Consider the following 15,413-nt stretch of genomic DNA (forward strand, 5'->3'; position numbering starts at 1 on the left):
CGAGTCTCCCTTGAACATTTCCTTCCTGACCCGCCGCGCCGCATTGGCTCTGGGCACTGTCGCGTTGCTGAGTGGCGCCGCTTGGGCGCAAGAAGCGGCGCCCCGCGTGAAGATCGCCACATCCATGGGCGACATCGTGGTGCAACTCGACCCGGCCAAGGCACCGAAGACGGTGGCCAACTTCCTGCAGTACGTCAACGACAAGCACTACGACGGCACGGTGTTCCATCGCGTGATCGACGGCTTCATGATCCAGGGTGGCGGCTTCACGACCGACATGAAACAGAAGCAGACGCGCGCACCCATTCCGCTCGAAGCCGCCAACGGCCTGAAGAACGACAAGTACACCATCGCCATGGCCCGCACCGGCGACCCGAATTCGGCCACCTCGCAGTTCTTCATCAACGTGAAGGACAACGCGATGCTGAACGCGCCCAGCCCCGACGGCTTCGGCTACACGGTGTTCGGCAAGGTCGTATCGGGCGCCGACGTGGTCGACAAGATCCGTGCCGCTCGCACGGGCTCCAAGGGCGGCATGTCCGACGTGCCGGTCGAACCCATCACCATCCAGTCCGCCACCGTCGTGGCGAAGTAACCCAAGGACCGCATCATGAGCAACCCGCAAGTCGAACTCCACATCAAGAACCTGGGCGTCGTCACGCTCGAACTCGACAGTGCCAAGGCACCCAAGTCGGTCGAGAACTTCCTGGCCTATGTCAAGAAGGGCCACTACGACAACACCGTGTTCCACCGCGTCATCCCCGGCTTCATGGTCCAGGGCGGCGGCTTCGAGCCCGGCATGAAGCAAAAGCCGACCGCCGCCGAGATCGAGAACGAAGCCAACAACGGGCTGAAGAACGACAAGTACACGGTCGCCATGGCGCGCACCAACGCGCCGCACTCGGCCACCGCGCAGTTCTTCATCAATGCATCGAACAACAGCTTCCTGAACCACACGGCGCCCTCGGCCCAAGGCTGGGGTTACGCGGTGTTCGGCAAGGTGGTGTCGGGCAGCGACGTGGTCGACAAGATCGAGGGCGTGAAGACCGGCCGCAAGGGTTTTCATGACGACGTGCCGCTCGAAGACGTGGTGATCGAAAAGGCCGTCGTCACGGCCGAGTGAGCGACGTTGCAAGGCCCGCATGACGACACATGACGCGGCTTTTGCCGAATGCGTTGCGCCGCCCGAGTGGCGCACCGTCGACCTGATTTCCGATGTGCATCTGCATGCCGACGAGCCGGCCACCTTCGCAACCTGGTGCGGCTACTTCGAGACCACGCCCGCCGACGCCATCTTCATCCTTGGCGACTTGCTGGAGGTGTGGCCCGGCGACGACGTGGCCGACCTGCCCGGCTTCGAGGCGCAGTGCGTCGAGGTGTTGCGCCAGGCCACGCAGCGCCGGCCGATCTTCGTGATGCGCGGCAATCGCGACTTCCTGCTGGGCGCGGACTTTGCCGCCCGCAGCGGCGTCACGATGCTGGACGACCCCACCGTGCTCGTGCTGCATGGGGAGCGCTGGCTGCTGAGCCACGGCGACGAACTTTGCCTCGATGACCATGAGTACCTCGAGTTCCGCGCGCAGGTGCGATCCCCCGAGTGGCAACGGGCCGTGCTCGCGCGGCCGCTCGAGGAACGGCGCGCGCTGGCCAGGTCGGTGCGCGAGCAGAGCGAAGACCGCAAGCGCAGCCCCGGCATGGTGTGGGCCGACGTGGACCCCGACGCGGCGCGCGACTGGCTGCGCCGCGCGAATGCCGCCACGCTGATCCACGGCCACACGCATCGCCCGGCCGCGCACGACCTGGGCAACGGCCTGCGGCGCATCGTGCTGAGCGACTGGGATGTCTCCGCGCATCCGCCGCGCGCCCAGGTGCTGTGCCTGTCCGTCGCCGGCGCGCAGCGCGTCGACCTGCGCTAGCCATGTTCAGTTGGCTGCGCAGCTTGCGCGCCGGCCCGCGGATTCCCGATGCGGCCTGGCAAGCCACACTCGAGCGCTATCGCTTCCTGGCGGAACTGCCGGCGCCCGAGGCGGCGCGCCTGCGCGAACTCACCGCGCTGTTCCTGCGCGACAAGCGCTTCTACGGCGCCAAGGGCTTCGTGATCACCGACGAGGTCGCGCTGGCGATTGCCGCGCAGGCCGTGCTGCCGGTGCTCCACCTGAGAGGCGGATTGACCTGGTATGACGATTTCGTTGGCATCGTGGTGCACGCCGAGGAAGTCGTCGCGCGCCGGCGCGTCACCGATCCCGCGCAGGTGGTGCATGAGTACGACGAGGTGATCGCCGGCGAGGCCATGGAGAACGGTCCGGTAACACTGAGCTGGAAGGCCGTGCTGGACAGCGGCAGTACCGCCGGCACAGGGTACAACGTCGTCATCCACGAATTCGCTCACAAGATCGACATGCGCGACGGCGCGGTGGACGGCTGCCCGCCCCTGCCCGCCGGCTTTGCCGGCGCGCCATCCGCTAACGCTGCGCGTGCCGCATGGCTCGCGGTGTTGAAGCCCGCCTACGACGACTTCCGCGAGCAGACCATCCTTGCCGACCGCTTCGGCGCCGAGGCGCCGTGGCTCGATGACTACGGCGCAGTCTCGATCGGCGAATTCTTCGCGGTGGCATGCGAGGCGTACTTCGTGAATCGCCAACGCTTCGGCGCGGACTTTGCGCCCTTGCTCGCGCTGTTCGACAAGTTCTTCAAGCCCAGGCGGGGCTGAACACGCTCAGCGACTGCGCTGCCCTTGCGTCAGCGTGTCGAGCTGGAAATTCCCGCTCTTGTCCCAGAGCCATGTTTCGACGTACGTGTGCGCACCGACCTTTGCGGGCGGCGCTGGCAACGGCGAGGCTTTCTTGATCAGTTCCACTATCTCCAGGCTGACCTCGGGCGCGTGCTCGGGTGCCCGCATGAAGGTCACGGCCTCCACTTCGCCATTCGCGTCGAGGCGCGTCTCGACCGTGGCCACCGCATAGACCAGCGGCGGTATCTTGCCCTTGTAGATCCGCGTCTTGTAGACGGCGTAGATGTGCCGCGCACCGATCTTGCGATAGGCCCGCACATCTGGCGTCTGGGGCGTGATCTTGCGCACCGGCGCGGGCAATGCGGCCTTCGCAGCCTCCTGCTCGGGCGTCAGCGGAGGCGCACCTGCCTCGCCAGCCTGCTTCGGCTTCAACAGGTCACAGCCAACCAGCCCCGCTGCCAGCACGATGATGGGAAGCCAAAGGCCGAAGCGCCTGCGTTGCATGGCTATCCCTTGAGCAACGCCTTGAGCACGTTTTGCAGGCGACGCGCCGTGGCCGCGTCATGGCTGCCGGCCAGCACCTTCGCGGCGTCTTGCCCCCAGGTCTGCGCGGGCGTGGGGTCGTTACGCCTGGTCAGCAACTGGAGTTGCATGGCACGACGAGCATCCACGTGTTCGGCGGGCGTCGGCACTTCGGCTGCAATTTCAAGCCGTAGCAATGCATCTTGCGGATTGCCGGCCGGCGTCTGCCCGACGGCCTGCGACCATGCACCGCGCACCGCCGGCGAGACGGCGCGGCCGAGTTCCTGCACGCTGGGCAAGGCTGCGGGGTCGCGCTTTTCCCAGGCGCCGAGCAACTGGGTCAATGCCTCGCCGTGGGCCTGCGCGGCGAGCTTGCGCAAGGCCGCCTGTGCGTGCTCGACCGCGTCGCGCTGCGCGCGGAAAGCCGCATCGCCGAGGCGAGGTCCACGGTCTTCGAAGCGCGGCGCACCACGGTCGCCGAAACGACCGCCGCGATCACCGCCCGGCGCGCCGCCGCGGTCCGGACGGCCTCCCGGGCCACCCGCCCCTCTGCTGTCACGCCGGTCGCCACCGCGGTCACCCCGATCGCCAGGACGGCCACCCCGCCCCGCCATTGCCGGCTCGGGTTTGCGCATGCCGGGGCGGTCGTCGGCGCGGCGCATCGCGACCACGGGCTTCGGCGCCGCCGCGGGCGGCGCTACCGGCGCCGGCGCTGCATCACCATCGCTGTCGCCGCTCGCCGCGGTATCGGCGCTGCCGGCCGGAGCGACCAGATCAAGTGCCTGGGCGGCTGCGGGTGCGGCGGCCTCGTCGGCCTCACCCGACGATTCGGCCAGGCTCGCGCTTTCGGAGAATTCGGCTTCGGCAGCCTGTGCGGCTTGCACCGGCGATGCATCTTCTGCCGTGTTCACATGCGACGTGGCCGAAGGCGCCGCCTTGGCCACAGGTTCCGCGAGTTGGACCTTCTCGCCACGCATCGCGGCTTCCAGCTGGTTCATGGCCGCGCGAATCTTCTGGGCGTCGCCGGTGGCATTGGCAGCCTCCAGCGCCTTCGATGCCAACAGCACATTGCGGTCGTGCTCGCTCATCGCCGACGACACCTTTTCGCGCTCGGCGGTCTTGCGGTTGAAGGCCTCGTCGATCGGGGCGCGGAAGGCGTCCCACATCTTCTGCTCCTGGCGACGGTCGAGCGGCACGCTCTGGGCCTCCGCCTGCCAACGCTGTTGCAGCGCCTTGACGGCGTCGATGCGCAGCATCGGCGCGGCCCCGAGCTCCACGGCCTCGGCGATCATGGCCTGGCGGCGCTCGACACTGGCCTTCTGGGCTGCCTCGAACGGCGCCCGGGCGGCGCCGAAGGCTTCGTTCCATTGCGGCTGCAATTCGGCGAACACCTTCTCGCCCACATGGCCGGCATCGCGCCAGCGGTCGGCAAACTGGTGCAGGGCGCGGTTGTGCCCCTTGAGGTCCGCCGCATCCGCATGGGCAGCCGCCCAGCTCTTGACTTCCTCGATCAGCGCGAGGCGCTGGGCGCGGTGCTCGGCCGCATCGGCGCGGACCTTCTCGAGCCACGCTTCCACCACCTTGTGCGCTTCGTTGCAGGCTTCGTCGAAGCGCTTCCACAGGGCGTGGTTGGGCACGCCGCCCTGGTCGGACTGCTTCCACTGGTCGCGCAGGGCGCGCAGGGTCTCCTGCATCTTGCGTCCGCCGAGGGCCTGGCCTTCGGGGCGCTTGAGCAGGGCTTCGGCCTTGGCCACGAGGTCTTCGCGCACCTTGTCGGCGCTCCAACGCTGCCAGCCTTCGAGTTCGCCTGCAGCGACAAGCGCCGCATGCACGCGCGACTCCAATTCGGACTCGACCAGCTTGCCGTGCTCCTTGAGCACCGCACGCAATGCCGTGGCGGCGCCGGCGCTGGCCTTGCCATGGCCTTCGGCGGTTTCTTGCTCGAGCTTGGCGAGCGCGGCCTGCACCGCTTCTTGCGCAGTGGCACGCACGGCCGGATCGACCGGCGGACGGGCCGGCTTGGCGGGCGCTGCTGCCTTCGGTACAACCACTTCGCCACGCGCGGCGCGGAGTTCGTCGGCCCAGACAGGCACCGGCGGCAGGGCCGCGGCGGCATCGCTGGCGGCGGCGATGGCCTGGGCCAGCGCGGCATGGAAGGCATCGGACACGCTCAGCAACTGCGCGCGCGAGGCGTCGAGTTGCGGCGCAAACTTGCTGTCCAGGCTGGTCCAGTTGGCGTCCGCAGCGATTTCGTCGGCCTGTTGCTGCCAGTGGGAAACGTCGCCGCGCAGCGATTCTTCAGCAGATTGTGCGTCCTTCCAGCCCTTGGTCGACAGCACCTCGAAGCGCTGGGCCAGCAACACGGCGGCCTCGCGATGCACCTGCGCACGGTGCTGCAGGTCTTCGATACCCTTCACTCGGTCGGCTAGACGGGCCTTGAACCCGGCCAGCGGCTCGCGCGACAACGGCGCGCCGGCCTTGGCCGCATCGCGCTGCCAGGCGAGTGCATCGGCGATGTTGAGCTTGGGCTGGGCCAGAAGCGCTTCGGCCTTGTGCGCCCATTCGGCCGCGATGACCTCCTGCCCCTTGGCGCGACGGATCTCGTCGAGCTTTTCGCGCACGGGGCGCGCGGCGCCCTTGTCGCGCCCGCTGAGTTCCTTGAACACATCCTGCAATTGCTCGGTCGTGGGCTGGCCTGCAAGCCAATCGCGAATTCGCTGGGCGCGCTCGCCCGAAGTCGGCGCAGTAAAGGCGCCACCGGTGAGCGTATCGAGGGCCTGGAGGTCGAGGGGTTTGGTGGAGCTTGAGGTCACGGGAACGGATGTCTTTGTCTAAAAGAAAGGAGCGCGGAAACGGACCCGGCAACGGGTCGAATGATTTCCGGCGAACCCCGCATTTTCACCGACCGGCGGGGGCCTGTCTGCGAGCAACTGTTTGCGCGCGCCTACCGCATGTCGAGTTTGAGTTCGGCGCCCGGCTTCTGCTCACCGCCCGCGCCGGCCTGGACGCGCACTGCGCCCAGGAAAAGACGCTCGGTCGGCACCTTTTGCGCGAGCAGGTAGTCCCGAACCACGCCGCCGCGCTCCACGGCGAGCTGGCGGATCACCTCCTCATCGACGGGGATATTGGTGATGAGCAGGTTTTCCATGTCGGCCACGGGAAGGTCCTTGGCCAGCCCGACCATGTTGCGCGGCTTGGCGATGTCCGCCCGCTTGTAGAGGGCCGCGAGCAAGTCGGGATACTCCGCGTCAGTTACCGGCTCCGCTTCGGCGGCGTCCTTGCCTGCGCGCACTGCGACGCGGCGCTTCTCGGCTTGCGTCAACTGGCGCAGGCGCTGCTTCTGATAGGGAATGCGCTCCTGCTCCAGGCTGGCCGATCCGCTCACCGTGAGGCGCAAGCTCGGCTTGTCGATCAGCGCCTTCGCGATCTTGTCGAGGTTCTCCTTCGCGGTGGCATTCAATGCCGCACTGCCTGGATCGAACACGATGGCGCTGGAATCGCCGCCGCCCCCGGCACCGCCCGTGATCAGGCTGAACGGCGCTGTCGCAGCTTTCACGATCAGGTTGACGATGGCCTTCCAGATCAGCGGGCCGATGCTGAACTGCGGGTCGTTGAGCGAACCCCGCAAGGGCAGGTCCACGTCGATCACGCCGTTGCGATCGGCCAGCAGGGCCACGGCGAGGCGGACCGGCAAGGTACGCGGCGCGCCGGCGATCTCCTCGCCGAACTGGAGTTGGTTGAGCACCAGCTTGTTGGTTGCGGTCAACTGGCCGTCGGGCGCCACCTTGTAGTTGACGTCCATGCTCATCTTGCCGCGCTCGATGTCATGGCCTGCATATTTGGCCGAGTACGGCGAAAGCGGCGCCAGGTCCAGCTCGCGCATCTTTGCAGTAATGTCGAGTTCCAGTGGCTTGGCGAGCGGGTTGAGCTTGCCCGTGATCTCCAGCGACGCGGTCTGCTGGGCCTTGCCCCGCAGTTCCAGATCGGCCAGTTCGGGCGATCCGCTGCTGCCCTTCGGCGGATTGGACGAAAACGCGCTGAGCTTGCCGGTGAGTTCGCTCAGGTCCGCCGAATAGTTTGGCTTGACGAACAGATCGGTGAAGTCGATCTTGCCGTTGACCAGGCTCATCGGCCCGAAATTGATGACCGGCTTCAGGCCGCTGTCTTGCGGCTGCGCCGCCGCAACCGGGGCCGAGGCAGCCTGTGCGGGCGCCGGCGCGCCGTCGCCGACCATCAACTCGGCCGGTGGCGCCTCGCCCGCCGGGCCGCCCGGCGCCGCTTTCGACGTGATCCGGACGCCGCCGAACTTGCGATTGGTCGTTGTCGGCGGTGACGGGGCGGCCTCCGCCTTCGCAATTCCCTCCTGCTCGCCCTTCTTCGTCAGGTTCTGCAGATTGAGGCGCCCGGTCGGGTCGACGATCACTCGCGCAAAGAAGTCCGTCAGCGTGGTTTCGCGCACGTCGACCGCCAGCGGCGCGGCAGGCGCCATCACGACCTGCAACCCGCGCAGGCCAAGCGTCTTCCAGCTCAGCAGCTGGTTGTTCGAACGGTCGAATCCGGGAGACTGGGTCAATTCGACGCTGTTGACACGAAGGTCGTCCACAGCCAGGTCGCCAGCCAATTTCGCGCTCACGCCGGCCGGCATCTGGGCATACCGCACCGTACCGCGATAGCTGGCAAAAGCCCGGCGCACGTCGACGTTGAGTGCCTCCGAGTAATAAGCCTTGAAGGCGTGTACGGGGAAGCTTCCGACTTCCAGCCGGCCTTCCGCCGACATCGGCTTCAAGACCACATTGCCCTTGTAGCCGAACTTGCCGGGGTCCGAGCGTCCCGCGGCGATGCGGCCCGACACCTCCAGCGGCGACACCGCGGCGGTATTGGGTGCCAGTTTCTGGGCGTTGACCTTGAGGGCGGTGATCTCCACGGCCACCGGCGCGAGGGTGGCATTGTCCGCATATGTGACCGCGCCGCCATCGACCAGCAAGTTGCCGATCGTCAGGTCCCAGGGCTTGGTGTTCGGGTTTGCCTTCGCCGATCCGGCATCCGGCGGCTTGGGCGCGGCAACCTTGGCCAGTTCCCCGTCGGACTGCCCGTTGCCGCCGGGCGTCTTGAGCCAGCGCTCGTACATCCAGTGCTTGTCCTTGTCCCGCTCGACCCGGAACTTGGGCTGGTTGACGCTGAAGGTGCCGATCGCCAGCGTGTGCTGCGTCATGTCCACCACGGCGTCGGTCAGCTCGAACCGGCCAACGCTGGCCAGCGCCGTCTTGCCTTGCGACAGCGCCAGGCCATCGATCGAGGCCTTGTTCGCCTTCAACTTGAGATCCGGCTTCGCCCAGGCGATCTCGACTTCACCGCCGAGCTTGCCGTCGAGCGTGGGTTCGAGGCTTTGCGCCAGATAGGGTGCGGCCAGCGACAGCGGCAAGGCTTCGACCTGCGCCTTGACGGTCGCTTCCTTGTCGGTGCCCTGCCCCTCGAACTTGAGTCCTGCCCCGCCAATGGCCAGGCCGCCGCTGAAGGTGGCCGGTTTTTCCATGGGCCACTGGATTTCGCTTGCCTGCACGCCAAGCCCCGTCACGTCGACGACAGCAACCGGCTTGACGGTTCCATCGTGCCAGCCGACCTTGCCGTCGCTCATCGAAAACTTGTCGACTGCGATCTTCCAGGGCGATGCATCGGGTGCCTTGGGGGCGGCGGCTGCATCCTCCTTCTCGGGTTGCTGGGCCGGCTTTTCCACGGCACCCGTGGCGGGGTTCTTCGCCAGGAGGTTCAGCTTGCCGGCCGCATCGCGCGCCACCACCAGGTTGGGTGCAACCAGGGCGATCTCGCCCAGATGAATCACCCGCTCCAGGGGCCGAATGTCGGCCAGGCCGATCGTCAGGCTGTCGAAGCCGAGCAATTCGCGCCCCTCGCCATCCGCCACGCGAATGCCGTGGGTCGCCACCGTGCCGGAAATCTTCAGGCCGGCGGTGGCGGCCCGTTCGAAATCGATCTTGACGTCGGCATCGAGCGAACCGGCCTTCAACTGCACCGGCATGCCGCTCGGCACGTAGCCAAGGTACGGCACCAGGTCGAGCCCCGTGAACTTGATTTGCGCGTCGGTCTTGCGGCTCTCCGCGAACGGCAGGGCGGCGGCGGCAGAGTCGAACTTGCTGCCGTTCAACGTGAATGCGAGCTTGGGCTCGACCTTGACCTCGCGCTGGGAGGCCAGGTTGCTGATGAAAGGCACATTCAGTGCGAAGTCGCGCAACGTATGCTTGCGCTGGACGGTCTGGTCGTCGAAATCGACCGAACCGCCATTCACCGCAATGTTGTAGATGGCAAAGCGCATCGGCTCCCCGGACGGCTTGTCGGTCGGCGCGGCCAGCTTGGCAACGATGTCGTCGATGTCGTAGTGGCCATCGCCAAGATGGGTCAGGGCGATCGTCGGCTGATCGATCGTCACTGCGTCCACGATGGGCGCCAGGCGCACGATCGACTCCATCTCCGCATCGACGTAGATGCGTGCGATTTGCAGTTGGGCACCCTTGCCGTCGGCTGTGGCAATACGCAGGTCGTTCAGCACCAGCTCGAGCGTCCATGGCTTGAAATCGATCTTGCCGACAGTGACCTGGCGCCCCAGCTTGGCGCTTGCAATGGATTGCAACTGGCTCTTGAGCAACGGCGGGACCACCAGCCAGGCCACCAGCCAGATCACCAGAACAGTGAGAACCACTGCGACCGCGCGTCGCACCCATTTGTTTTGTTTCAGCGCAGCTGCATTCATCGTGACGGAGTGTGCCGCAAAGCTAAGTGCGTTCCCAGAAACAAGAAAGCCCGGTGAGTCGACGCTAAGTCTTGTCACCGGGCTCGATGGCGAGTTCAAAACCCATGCCATCTTTTCGCTTGACCGGAAGTTGAATGGTTCCGACCTTGCTGGCAGCAAGAGATTGCTACCGGGGGGTGCTTCCAACGTCGAACTGGGGAGAAATCCCTCTGTTCTCGGCCTTAGGCGTGACGCCTGACGGTTCAGGCAAAGCCACTTTACGACGGTGCACGTGACTTTGCAAATGGGTGTTTCAATCGCTTTCAGTGCATCCTTTTGCGCTACATGGCCACATAGTGGGCAAAGTTACACAGTTCATATTTAGAATAAAGCTACTAATCGTTATTCTTGACCGGTTATTTGGCGGTCCCTAGAATTCGGTCAATCTTGCTGCCCGCTTGCAGCATGAAGTCTTCTGACTCCGCCGCCGCGCGCACTATTGCCACCGGCCCTATCAGGCGGCCGCGCTCCAACACCAACTCGCGCGGACCTGATAACCACCCCAGCGACGTCACCGTCGACCTCGGCCCGTTTCATGCGTGGCTTGAGTCTCCGGTGCCGACGACGAAAGGAAAAGCGATGAAACAGGCCTTGGCCGCCACAGCCCGCGGGCTACGGACCTTCTGGTCCGACGTGGCAGACGGCTTCTTCGAAATCACCCACAACGGCTTTGCGTTGATCGGTCTGTCCATCGTGTTCGCCGCATTGGCGCTCGTGGCCCGACCCGACCTGCGCGAGACCGGGGAAGCCCAACTCATGGGATGGCTCCAGTCGCGCAACCCTGCGCCGGTCCCGGAGCCAACCGACCTCCAACCGAATGCGATTGACCGCACCACGGCGGCGAGCCCGAGCGAATTGCCCAAGCAGCAGGCCGCAGTGGCCTACTGGCTCAGCAAGAAGTACCGTGTTGCAGCGGAACCACTGACCGTGCTGGTCGCCGAAGCCTATGACATCGGCAAGCGCACCAAGTTGGACCCGACCCTGATCCTGGCCATCATGGCCGTGGAATCCAGCTTCAACCCGTTTGCGCAGAGCAACGTGGGCGCCCAGGGCCTGATGCAAGTCATGACCCGCGTGCATGGCGACAAATACGAACGCGCCGGCGGCACTTTGACGGCCTTCGACCCCGTCACCAACATGCGCGTCGGCGTCAAGGTGCTGCAGGAATGCATTTCGCGCGCCGGTTCCCTCGAAGGCGGCTTGCGCTACTACGTCGGCGCTGCCAACCTGGAGGACGACGGCGGATATGCAGGCAAGGTCCTGGCCGAGCACGAACGACTTCGGCAGGTCGCCCAAGGCAGGACGCCGTCCGTGACCCCGAACCGCAGCCAAGGGCTGCCGGTGGTCGAGCGCAACAAGTCGAACGAGTCCGCTGCAGGACAAAAGGTCGCATTGCTGGACAGCAACTCCTGAGCCAAGCGCCGCCTCGGCTACACTGACGCGGTACGCGACTGGCGATAGGCGCAACCCTCCTGCAGGGACCATGCGCTGACGTGGGATACCACTTGGAAGCGTACCGCCCGGTTCACCGGGTGTTCCGCCGTTCGCCTGGGCAGCCCTTGTTTGCATGAACAAGGAAATTTGTCTTCACAGGACTGCCATGTACCAACGCAATACTCTGGTCGAACAGACCGATCCCGAAGTGTGGGCTGCCATCCAGGCCGAAAACGCACGCCAGGAACAGCACATCGAACTCATCGCGAGCGAAAACTACGCGTCGCCCGCCGTCATGGCGGCGCAGGGTTCGCAACTCACCAACAAATACGCCGAGGGGTATCCCGGCAAGCGCTACTACGGTGGCTGCGAGCATGTGGACGTGGCCGAGCAACTCGCCATCAACCGCGTCAAGCAATTGTTCGGCGCCGACGCCGCCAATGTGCAGCCGCACTGCGGCGCTTCGGCCAACGAGGCCGTGATGCTGGCCTTCCTGAAGCCTGGTGACACCATCATGGGCATGAGCCTGGCCGAAGGCGGCCACCTGACTCACGGCATGCCGCTCAACATGAGCGGCAAATGGTTCAACGTGGTGAGCTACGGCCTCGACGCCAATGAAGCCATCGACTACGACGCGATGGAACGCAAGGCGCACGAGCACATGCCCAAGCTCATCATCGCCGGAGCGTCGGCCTACTCGCTGCACATCGACTTCGAACGCTTCGCCAAGGTGGCCAAGGACGTTGGCGCGATCTTCATGGTCGACATCGCCCACTATGCCGGCCTGGTGGTCGCAGGCTGCTATCCGAATCCCGTGCCACATGCCGACGTCGTCACGTCGACCACGCACAAGAGCCTGCGCGGACCGCGCGGCGGCATCATCCTGATGAAGTCGCAGCACGAAAAAGCGATCAACAGCGCCATCTTCCCCGGCCTTCAAGGCGGACCGTTGATGCACGTCATCGCGGCAAAGGCCGTCGCCTTCAAGGAAGCGCTGACGCCGGAGTTCAAGACCTACCAGCAGCAGGTCATCAAGAACGCCCAGATCGTCGCCGACACCCTCACCCAGCGCGGCCTGCGCATCGTCAGCGGCCGCACCGAGAGCCACGTCATGCTGGTCGACCTGCGACCCAAGGGCATTACCGGCAAGGAAGCCGAAGCGGTGCTCGGCAGTGCGCACATGACCATCAACAAGAACGCGATCCCGAACGATCCGGAAAAGCCGATGGTGACCAGCGGCGTGCGTATCGGCACGCCAGCCATGACCACGCGCGGCTTCAAGGACGAGGAAGCCCGCGCCACGGCGCACCTGATCGCCGACGTGCTGGACAACCCGCGCGACGAGGCGAACCTGGCGGCCGTGCGTGCCAAGGTGGAAGCGCTGACCACTCGCTTCCCGGTCTATCGCTGACCGGAACGACCTGGGGGCCGCAGCATGAAATGCCCGTTCTGCGGCCATCTCGAAACCCAGGTCGTCGAGACCCGCGTTTCGGAGGACGGCGACTTCGTGCGCCGCCGACGCCAGTGCGGCGCTTGCGAAAAGCGCTTCACCACTTATGAGCGGCCGGACGTCAATTTCCCTGCCGTCGTCAAGAAAGACGGAAGCCGGGCCGACTTCGACGCAGCAAAGGTCCGCGCGTCGATGATGCTGGCGCTGCGCAAGCGGCCTGTCGGCATCGAGCAGATCGATGCTGCCCTTTTGCGCATCGAACAGGAACTACTTGCCACCGGCTTGCGCGAAATCGAATCGAACAAGGTGGGCGAACTGGTGATGCGCGAACTGAAAAAGCTCGACAAGGTGGCCTATGTGCGCTTCGCGTCGGTCTACCGGAGCTTCGAGGACGTGGACGAGTTCAGGCAGTTGCTCCGGGACATTTAACTCGTTGACTTCGGTTAACTCGACTGCATCTTTGTGAAATTGCACGCACAAAGATCCTAAATTGTCATAACTGCACACTTCTTTGCCGTTTGTCGGCGCAGCTTCGCCGCCCGGCACGTATGGACCTCCGCCAGAGCTGACCGCTTGTAGCATCCGGCGAGTGCCCGCGTACTTCACTCCTCGGCGCCGGGCCACCGGTTACACAGCAATTGAACTGTTGGTTGCCATCAGCGTCGTGGCCGTGCTCGCTGCGCTTGCACTCCCGAGCTACAAGTCCGTCATCGCCCGGTACCGGGTGCGCACGACTGTCGAAGACCTGAAGGCGACGCTCTATTTCACTCGGTCAGAGGCCTTCAGACGCGGCGGCCGGGTCACGCTTCGCAAGGCCTCGGCTGCCAACTGCGCCGCTCCCGCGGATGAAAACTGGAGCTGCGGGTGGATCGTCTTCTCGGACGACAACGGCAACGGAAGGCTCGATCAAGGCGAAGAGCCCCTGCAGGCATCGCGCGTGCCTATGGGAACCCGCGTCTTCAACAGCAGCAAGGGCGTGGAATTCATGACTACGACCCGCTGGGGTGAATTCAACGGCATCGGCGCGTTCGGATTCAAGGTCGTACCTGCCGACAGCGCCGATGCCGCGCTGAGCACGGTCCTGTGCATCAGCGCGGGCGGCAGGCTCCGCACGGCTACCGGTGCTGCGTCGTGCTGACGCGAAGCGCCAGCCTGCAGCGGGGCGTGACGCTGCTGGAGTCCCTTGTCTCCATGGTTGTTCTTGTCGTCGGAGTACTGGCGATTCTGTGGGTTCAGGTGCGAACCCTGGCAGAAACACAGACAGCGGTTCGCCGCGCACAGGCCGTGCGCGCCATCGAGGATCTGGGCGAGCGCATCAAGTCGAACCCGGGCGGGTTCTCGCAGTTGGGCCTCTATGTCACCGACTGGGAATCCAGCGGGCTCCCGGCCCAGGACTGCAAGGCGGCCGCTTGCACGGCCGCGCAGTTGGCGGCACGCGACGTCCACGAATGGCAACTGGAAGTGGCGCAGCGGCTGCCGCTCGGCAAAGCCAAGGTGTTCCTCTCGTCCGATGAAGAAGCCGACAACCAACGCCAGTTGGGCGTGATGGTGGGATGGCGCTCCAACGAGCGGACAGACGACGTAGCCTTCACCGCGCCACTGACCAAGCTCTCGTCGACCGGCACCGGTGGCGCCACTTGCCCGACAGGGCTCATCTGCCACCTCGTCTATGTGCAACCGTGATATCGCTGCGCGCCGGCGGCAACACGGCGTCACGCTTGTCGAATTGCTGGTCGGTCTCGTCATCGGCTTGCTGGTCGTCACGGCGGCCATCACGACCATGCTCCTGTCGCGAACGACCGCAGCCGCGGTCAGTGACATGACGCAACTCCAGCAACAAGGCTCGTTTGCGCTGCGCATGTTCGGGACACAGGCGCGACAGGCGGGGTCCGTCGAACTGACTGGCGAGAACGATCTGGGTGCCGTGTCGTTCGATTCGACATTCACCGGGTTCAACGGCACGGGTGTCGCCGTGTCGGGCACCGAAGGCATCGGGGGCGCGCCCGACACGGTGTCCTTCAGCAACCAACCCTCCACTGCCCTGGCGCGCGACTGCCTTGGCAATATCGCGGGCGCGCGAATGGATAGCACCTTTTCAGTCGTCAAAGGCAACCTGAGATGCCAGGGTGCCAGCGGCCTCCCGCAGCCGCTCGTCGAGAACGTCGCGGATTTCCAGGTCTGGTATCGGGTCAAGACCTCACCCAGTTCGATTCGACGAATGACGGCGGAAGAGGTGGACGACGCGAAGCTCTGGAACGCAGTGCGGTCGGTCGAGATCTGCCTCGACCTGCAAGGCACCGAAACGGGCGACCATGGCCGGTCGACCCACGTCGACTGCGACGGCAAGGTGGTTCCGCGCAAGGGCCTTCCGCGCGTACTGTTTCGCAACGTGTTCGATCTTCGGACCCAGGGGACGTGAGCGCCGCCCGGCCTCCCGAAGGCGCTCGCACCGCGGTGCGAAGCACACGTCATGC

13 protein-coding genes and 1 riboswitch are annotated in these 15,413 nt (G+C 65.5%); of the genes, 10 read left to right on the forward strand and 3 right to left on the reverse strand.

Annotated elements, in window-relative coordinates; all coding sequences use genetic code 11:
- Positions 1-25: 25 nt before the first annotated feature.
- Genes WKW80_RS09895 through WKW80_RS09910 form a run of 4 tightly spaced genes read left to right on the forward strand, consistent with a single transcriptional unit; the run spans position 26 to position 2,710 of the window.
- Entirely contained in the window at positions 26-595 is a 570-nt protein-coding gene (locus tag WKW80_RS09895) for a peptidylprolyl isomerase (protein ID WP_422822887.1), read from the forward strand.
- A gap of 15 nt (positions 596-610) precedes the next feature.
- A complete protein-coding gene (locus tag WKW80_RS09900; RefSeq protein ID WP_340363395.1) occupies positions 611-1,123 on the forward strand; it encodes a peptidylprolyl isomerase in 513 nt (170 codons plus the stop codon).
- Between the two features lie 19 nt (positions 1,124-1,142).
- Positions 1,143-1,916 carry a UDP-2,3-diacylglucosamine diphosphatase gene (locus WKW80_RS09905; RefSeq protein ID WP_340363396.1) on the forward strand — a complete coding sequence of 258 codons (774 nt, stop codon included), beginning with the start codon at positions 1,143-1,145 and terminating at the stop codon, positions 1,914-1,916.
- A 2-nt stretch (positions 1,917-1,918) separates the two neighbouring features.
- The gene (locus WKW80_RS09910; protein ID WP_340363397.1) at positions 1,919-2,710 is read left to right on the forward strand and encodes a M90 family metallopeptidase; all 792 of its coding nucleotides are present in this window, start codon (positions 1,919-1,921) and stop codon (positions 2,708-2,710) included.
- A 6-nt stretch (positions 2,711-2,716) separates the two neighbouring features.
- Here the strand turns inward: WKW80_RS09910 and WKW80_RS09915 are convergent, their stop codons facing one another.
- From WKW80_RS09915 to WKW80_RS09925, 3 genes are all read right to left on the reverse strand, one after another.
- The gene (locus WKW80_RS09915) at positions 2,717-3,235 is read right to left on the reverse strand and encodes a hypothetical protein (RefSeq protein WP_340363398.1); all 519 of its coding nucleotides are present in this window, start codon (positions 3,233-3,235) and stop codon (positions 2,717-2,719) included.
- Between the two features lie 2 nt (positions 3,236-3,237).
- A complete protein-coding gene (locus tag WKW80_RS09920) occupies positions 3,238-6,066 on the reverse strand; it encodes a DUF349 domain-containing protein (RefSeq protein WP_340363399.1) in 2,829 nt (942 codons plus the stop codon).
- Between the two features lie 131 nt (positions 6,067-6,197).
- Complete coding sequence (locus WKW80_RS09925) at positions 6,198-10,016, reverse strand: DUF748 domain-containing protein (RefSeq protein ID WP_340363400.1); 3,819 nt, start codon at positions 10,014-10,016, stop codon at positions 6,198-6,200.
- Positions 10,017-10,634: 618 nt separating this feature from the next.
- Between WKW80_RS09925 and WKW80_RS09930 the strand changes: the two genes are divergently transcribed.
- From WKW80_RS09930 to WKW80_RS09955, 6 genes are all read left to right on the forward strand, one after another.
- A complete protein-coding gene (locus WKW80_RS09930) occupies positions 10,635-11,468 on the forward strand; it encodes a lytic transglycosylase domain-containing protein (protein ID WP_340363401.1) in 834 nt (277 codons plus the stop codon).
- A gap of 24 nt (positions 11,469-11,492) precedes the next feature.
- Positions 11,493-11,616: riboswitch (ZMP/ZTP riboswitch) on the forward strand.
- Positions 11,617-11,655: 39 nt separating this feature from the next.
- Positions 11,656-12,900 carry a serine hydroxymethyltransferase gene (gene glyA / locus WKW80_RS09935; protein ID WP_340363402.1) on the forward strand — a complete coding sequence of 415 codons (1,245 nt, stop codon included), beginning with the start codon at positions 11,656-11,658 and terminating at the stop codon, positions 12,898-12,900.
- 24 nt (positions 12,901-12,924) lie between these two features.
- Entirely contained in the window at positions 12,925-13,368 is a 444-nt protein-coding gene (nrdR, locus tag WKW80_RS09940) for a transcriptional regulator NrdR (protein WP_340363403.1), read from the forward strand.
- A 160-nt stretch (positions 13,369-13,528) separates the two neighbouring features.
- Entirely contained in the window at positions 13,529-14,077 is a 549-nt protein-coding gene (locus WKW80_RS09945; protein ID WP_340363404.1) for a GspH/FimT family pseudopilin, read from the forward strand.
- Positions 14,071-14,622 (forward strand): type IV pilus modification protein PilV, encoded by a 552-nt coding sequence (gene pilV, locus WKW80_RS09950; protein ID WP_340363405.1) that lies wholly within the window; start codon positions 14,071-14,073, stop codon positions 14,620-14,622. The genes WKW80_RS09945 and pilV overlap by 7 nt, the downstream gene beginning before the upstream one ends.
- A complete protein-coding gene (locus WKW80_RS09955) occupies positions 14,609-15,358 on the forward strand; it encodes a prepilin-type N-terminal cleavage/methylation domain-containing protein (protein WP_340363406.1) in 750 nt (249 codons plus the stop codon). Before pilV ends, WKW80_RS09955 begins: the two co-directional genes overlap by 14 nt.
- Positions 15,359-15,413 lie beyond the last annotated feature (55 nt).

This window comes from Variovorax humicola, assembly GCF_037889915.1.
Classification (GTDB): Bacteria; Pseudomonadota; Gammaproteobacteria; order Burkholderiales; family Burkholderiaceae_C; genus Variovorax; species Variovorax humicola.

Excerpts from the sequence above, each read along its gene's own strand:
- WKW80_RS09900 (WP_340363395.1), top strand. The coding sequence starts at position 611 with ATGAGCAACCCGCAAGTCGAACTCCACATCAAGAACCTGGGCGTCGTC.
- nrdR (WP_340363403.1), top strand. The coding sequence starts at position 12,925 with ATGAAATGCCCGTTCTGCGGCCATCTCGAAACCCAGGTCGTCGAGACC.
- WKW80_RS09925 (WP_340363400.1), bottom strand. The coding sequence starts at position 10,016 with ATGAATGCAGCTGCGCTGAAACAAAACAAATGGGTGCGACGCGCGGTC.
- WKW80_RS09915 (WP_340363398.1), bottom strand. The coding sequence starts at position 3,235 with ATGCAACGCAGGCGCTTCGGCCTTTGGCTTCCCATCATCGTGCTGGCA.
- WKW80_RS09905 (WP_340363396.1), top strand. The coding sequence starts at position 1,143 with ATGACGACACATGACGCGGCTTTTGCCGAATGCGTTGCGCCGCCCGAG.
- WKW80_RS09955 (WP_340363406.1), top strand. The coding sequence starts at position 14,609 with ATGTGCAACCGTGATATCGCTGCGCGCCGGCGGCAACACGGCGTCACG.
- WKW80_RS09930 (WP_340363401.1), top strand. The coding sequence starts at position 10,635 with ATGAAACAGGCCTTGGCCGCCACAGCCCGCGGGCTACGGACCTTCTGG.
- WKW80_RS09910 (WP_340363397.1), top strand. The coding sequence starts at position 1,919 with ATGTTCAGTTGGCTGCGCAGCTTGCGCGCCGGCCCGCGGATTCCCGAT.
- glyA (WP_340363402.1), top strand. The coding sequence starts at position 11,656 with ATGTACCAACGCAATACTCTGGTCGAACAGACCGATCCCGAAGTGTGG.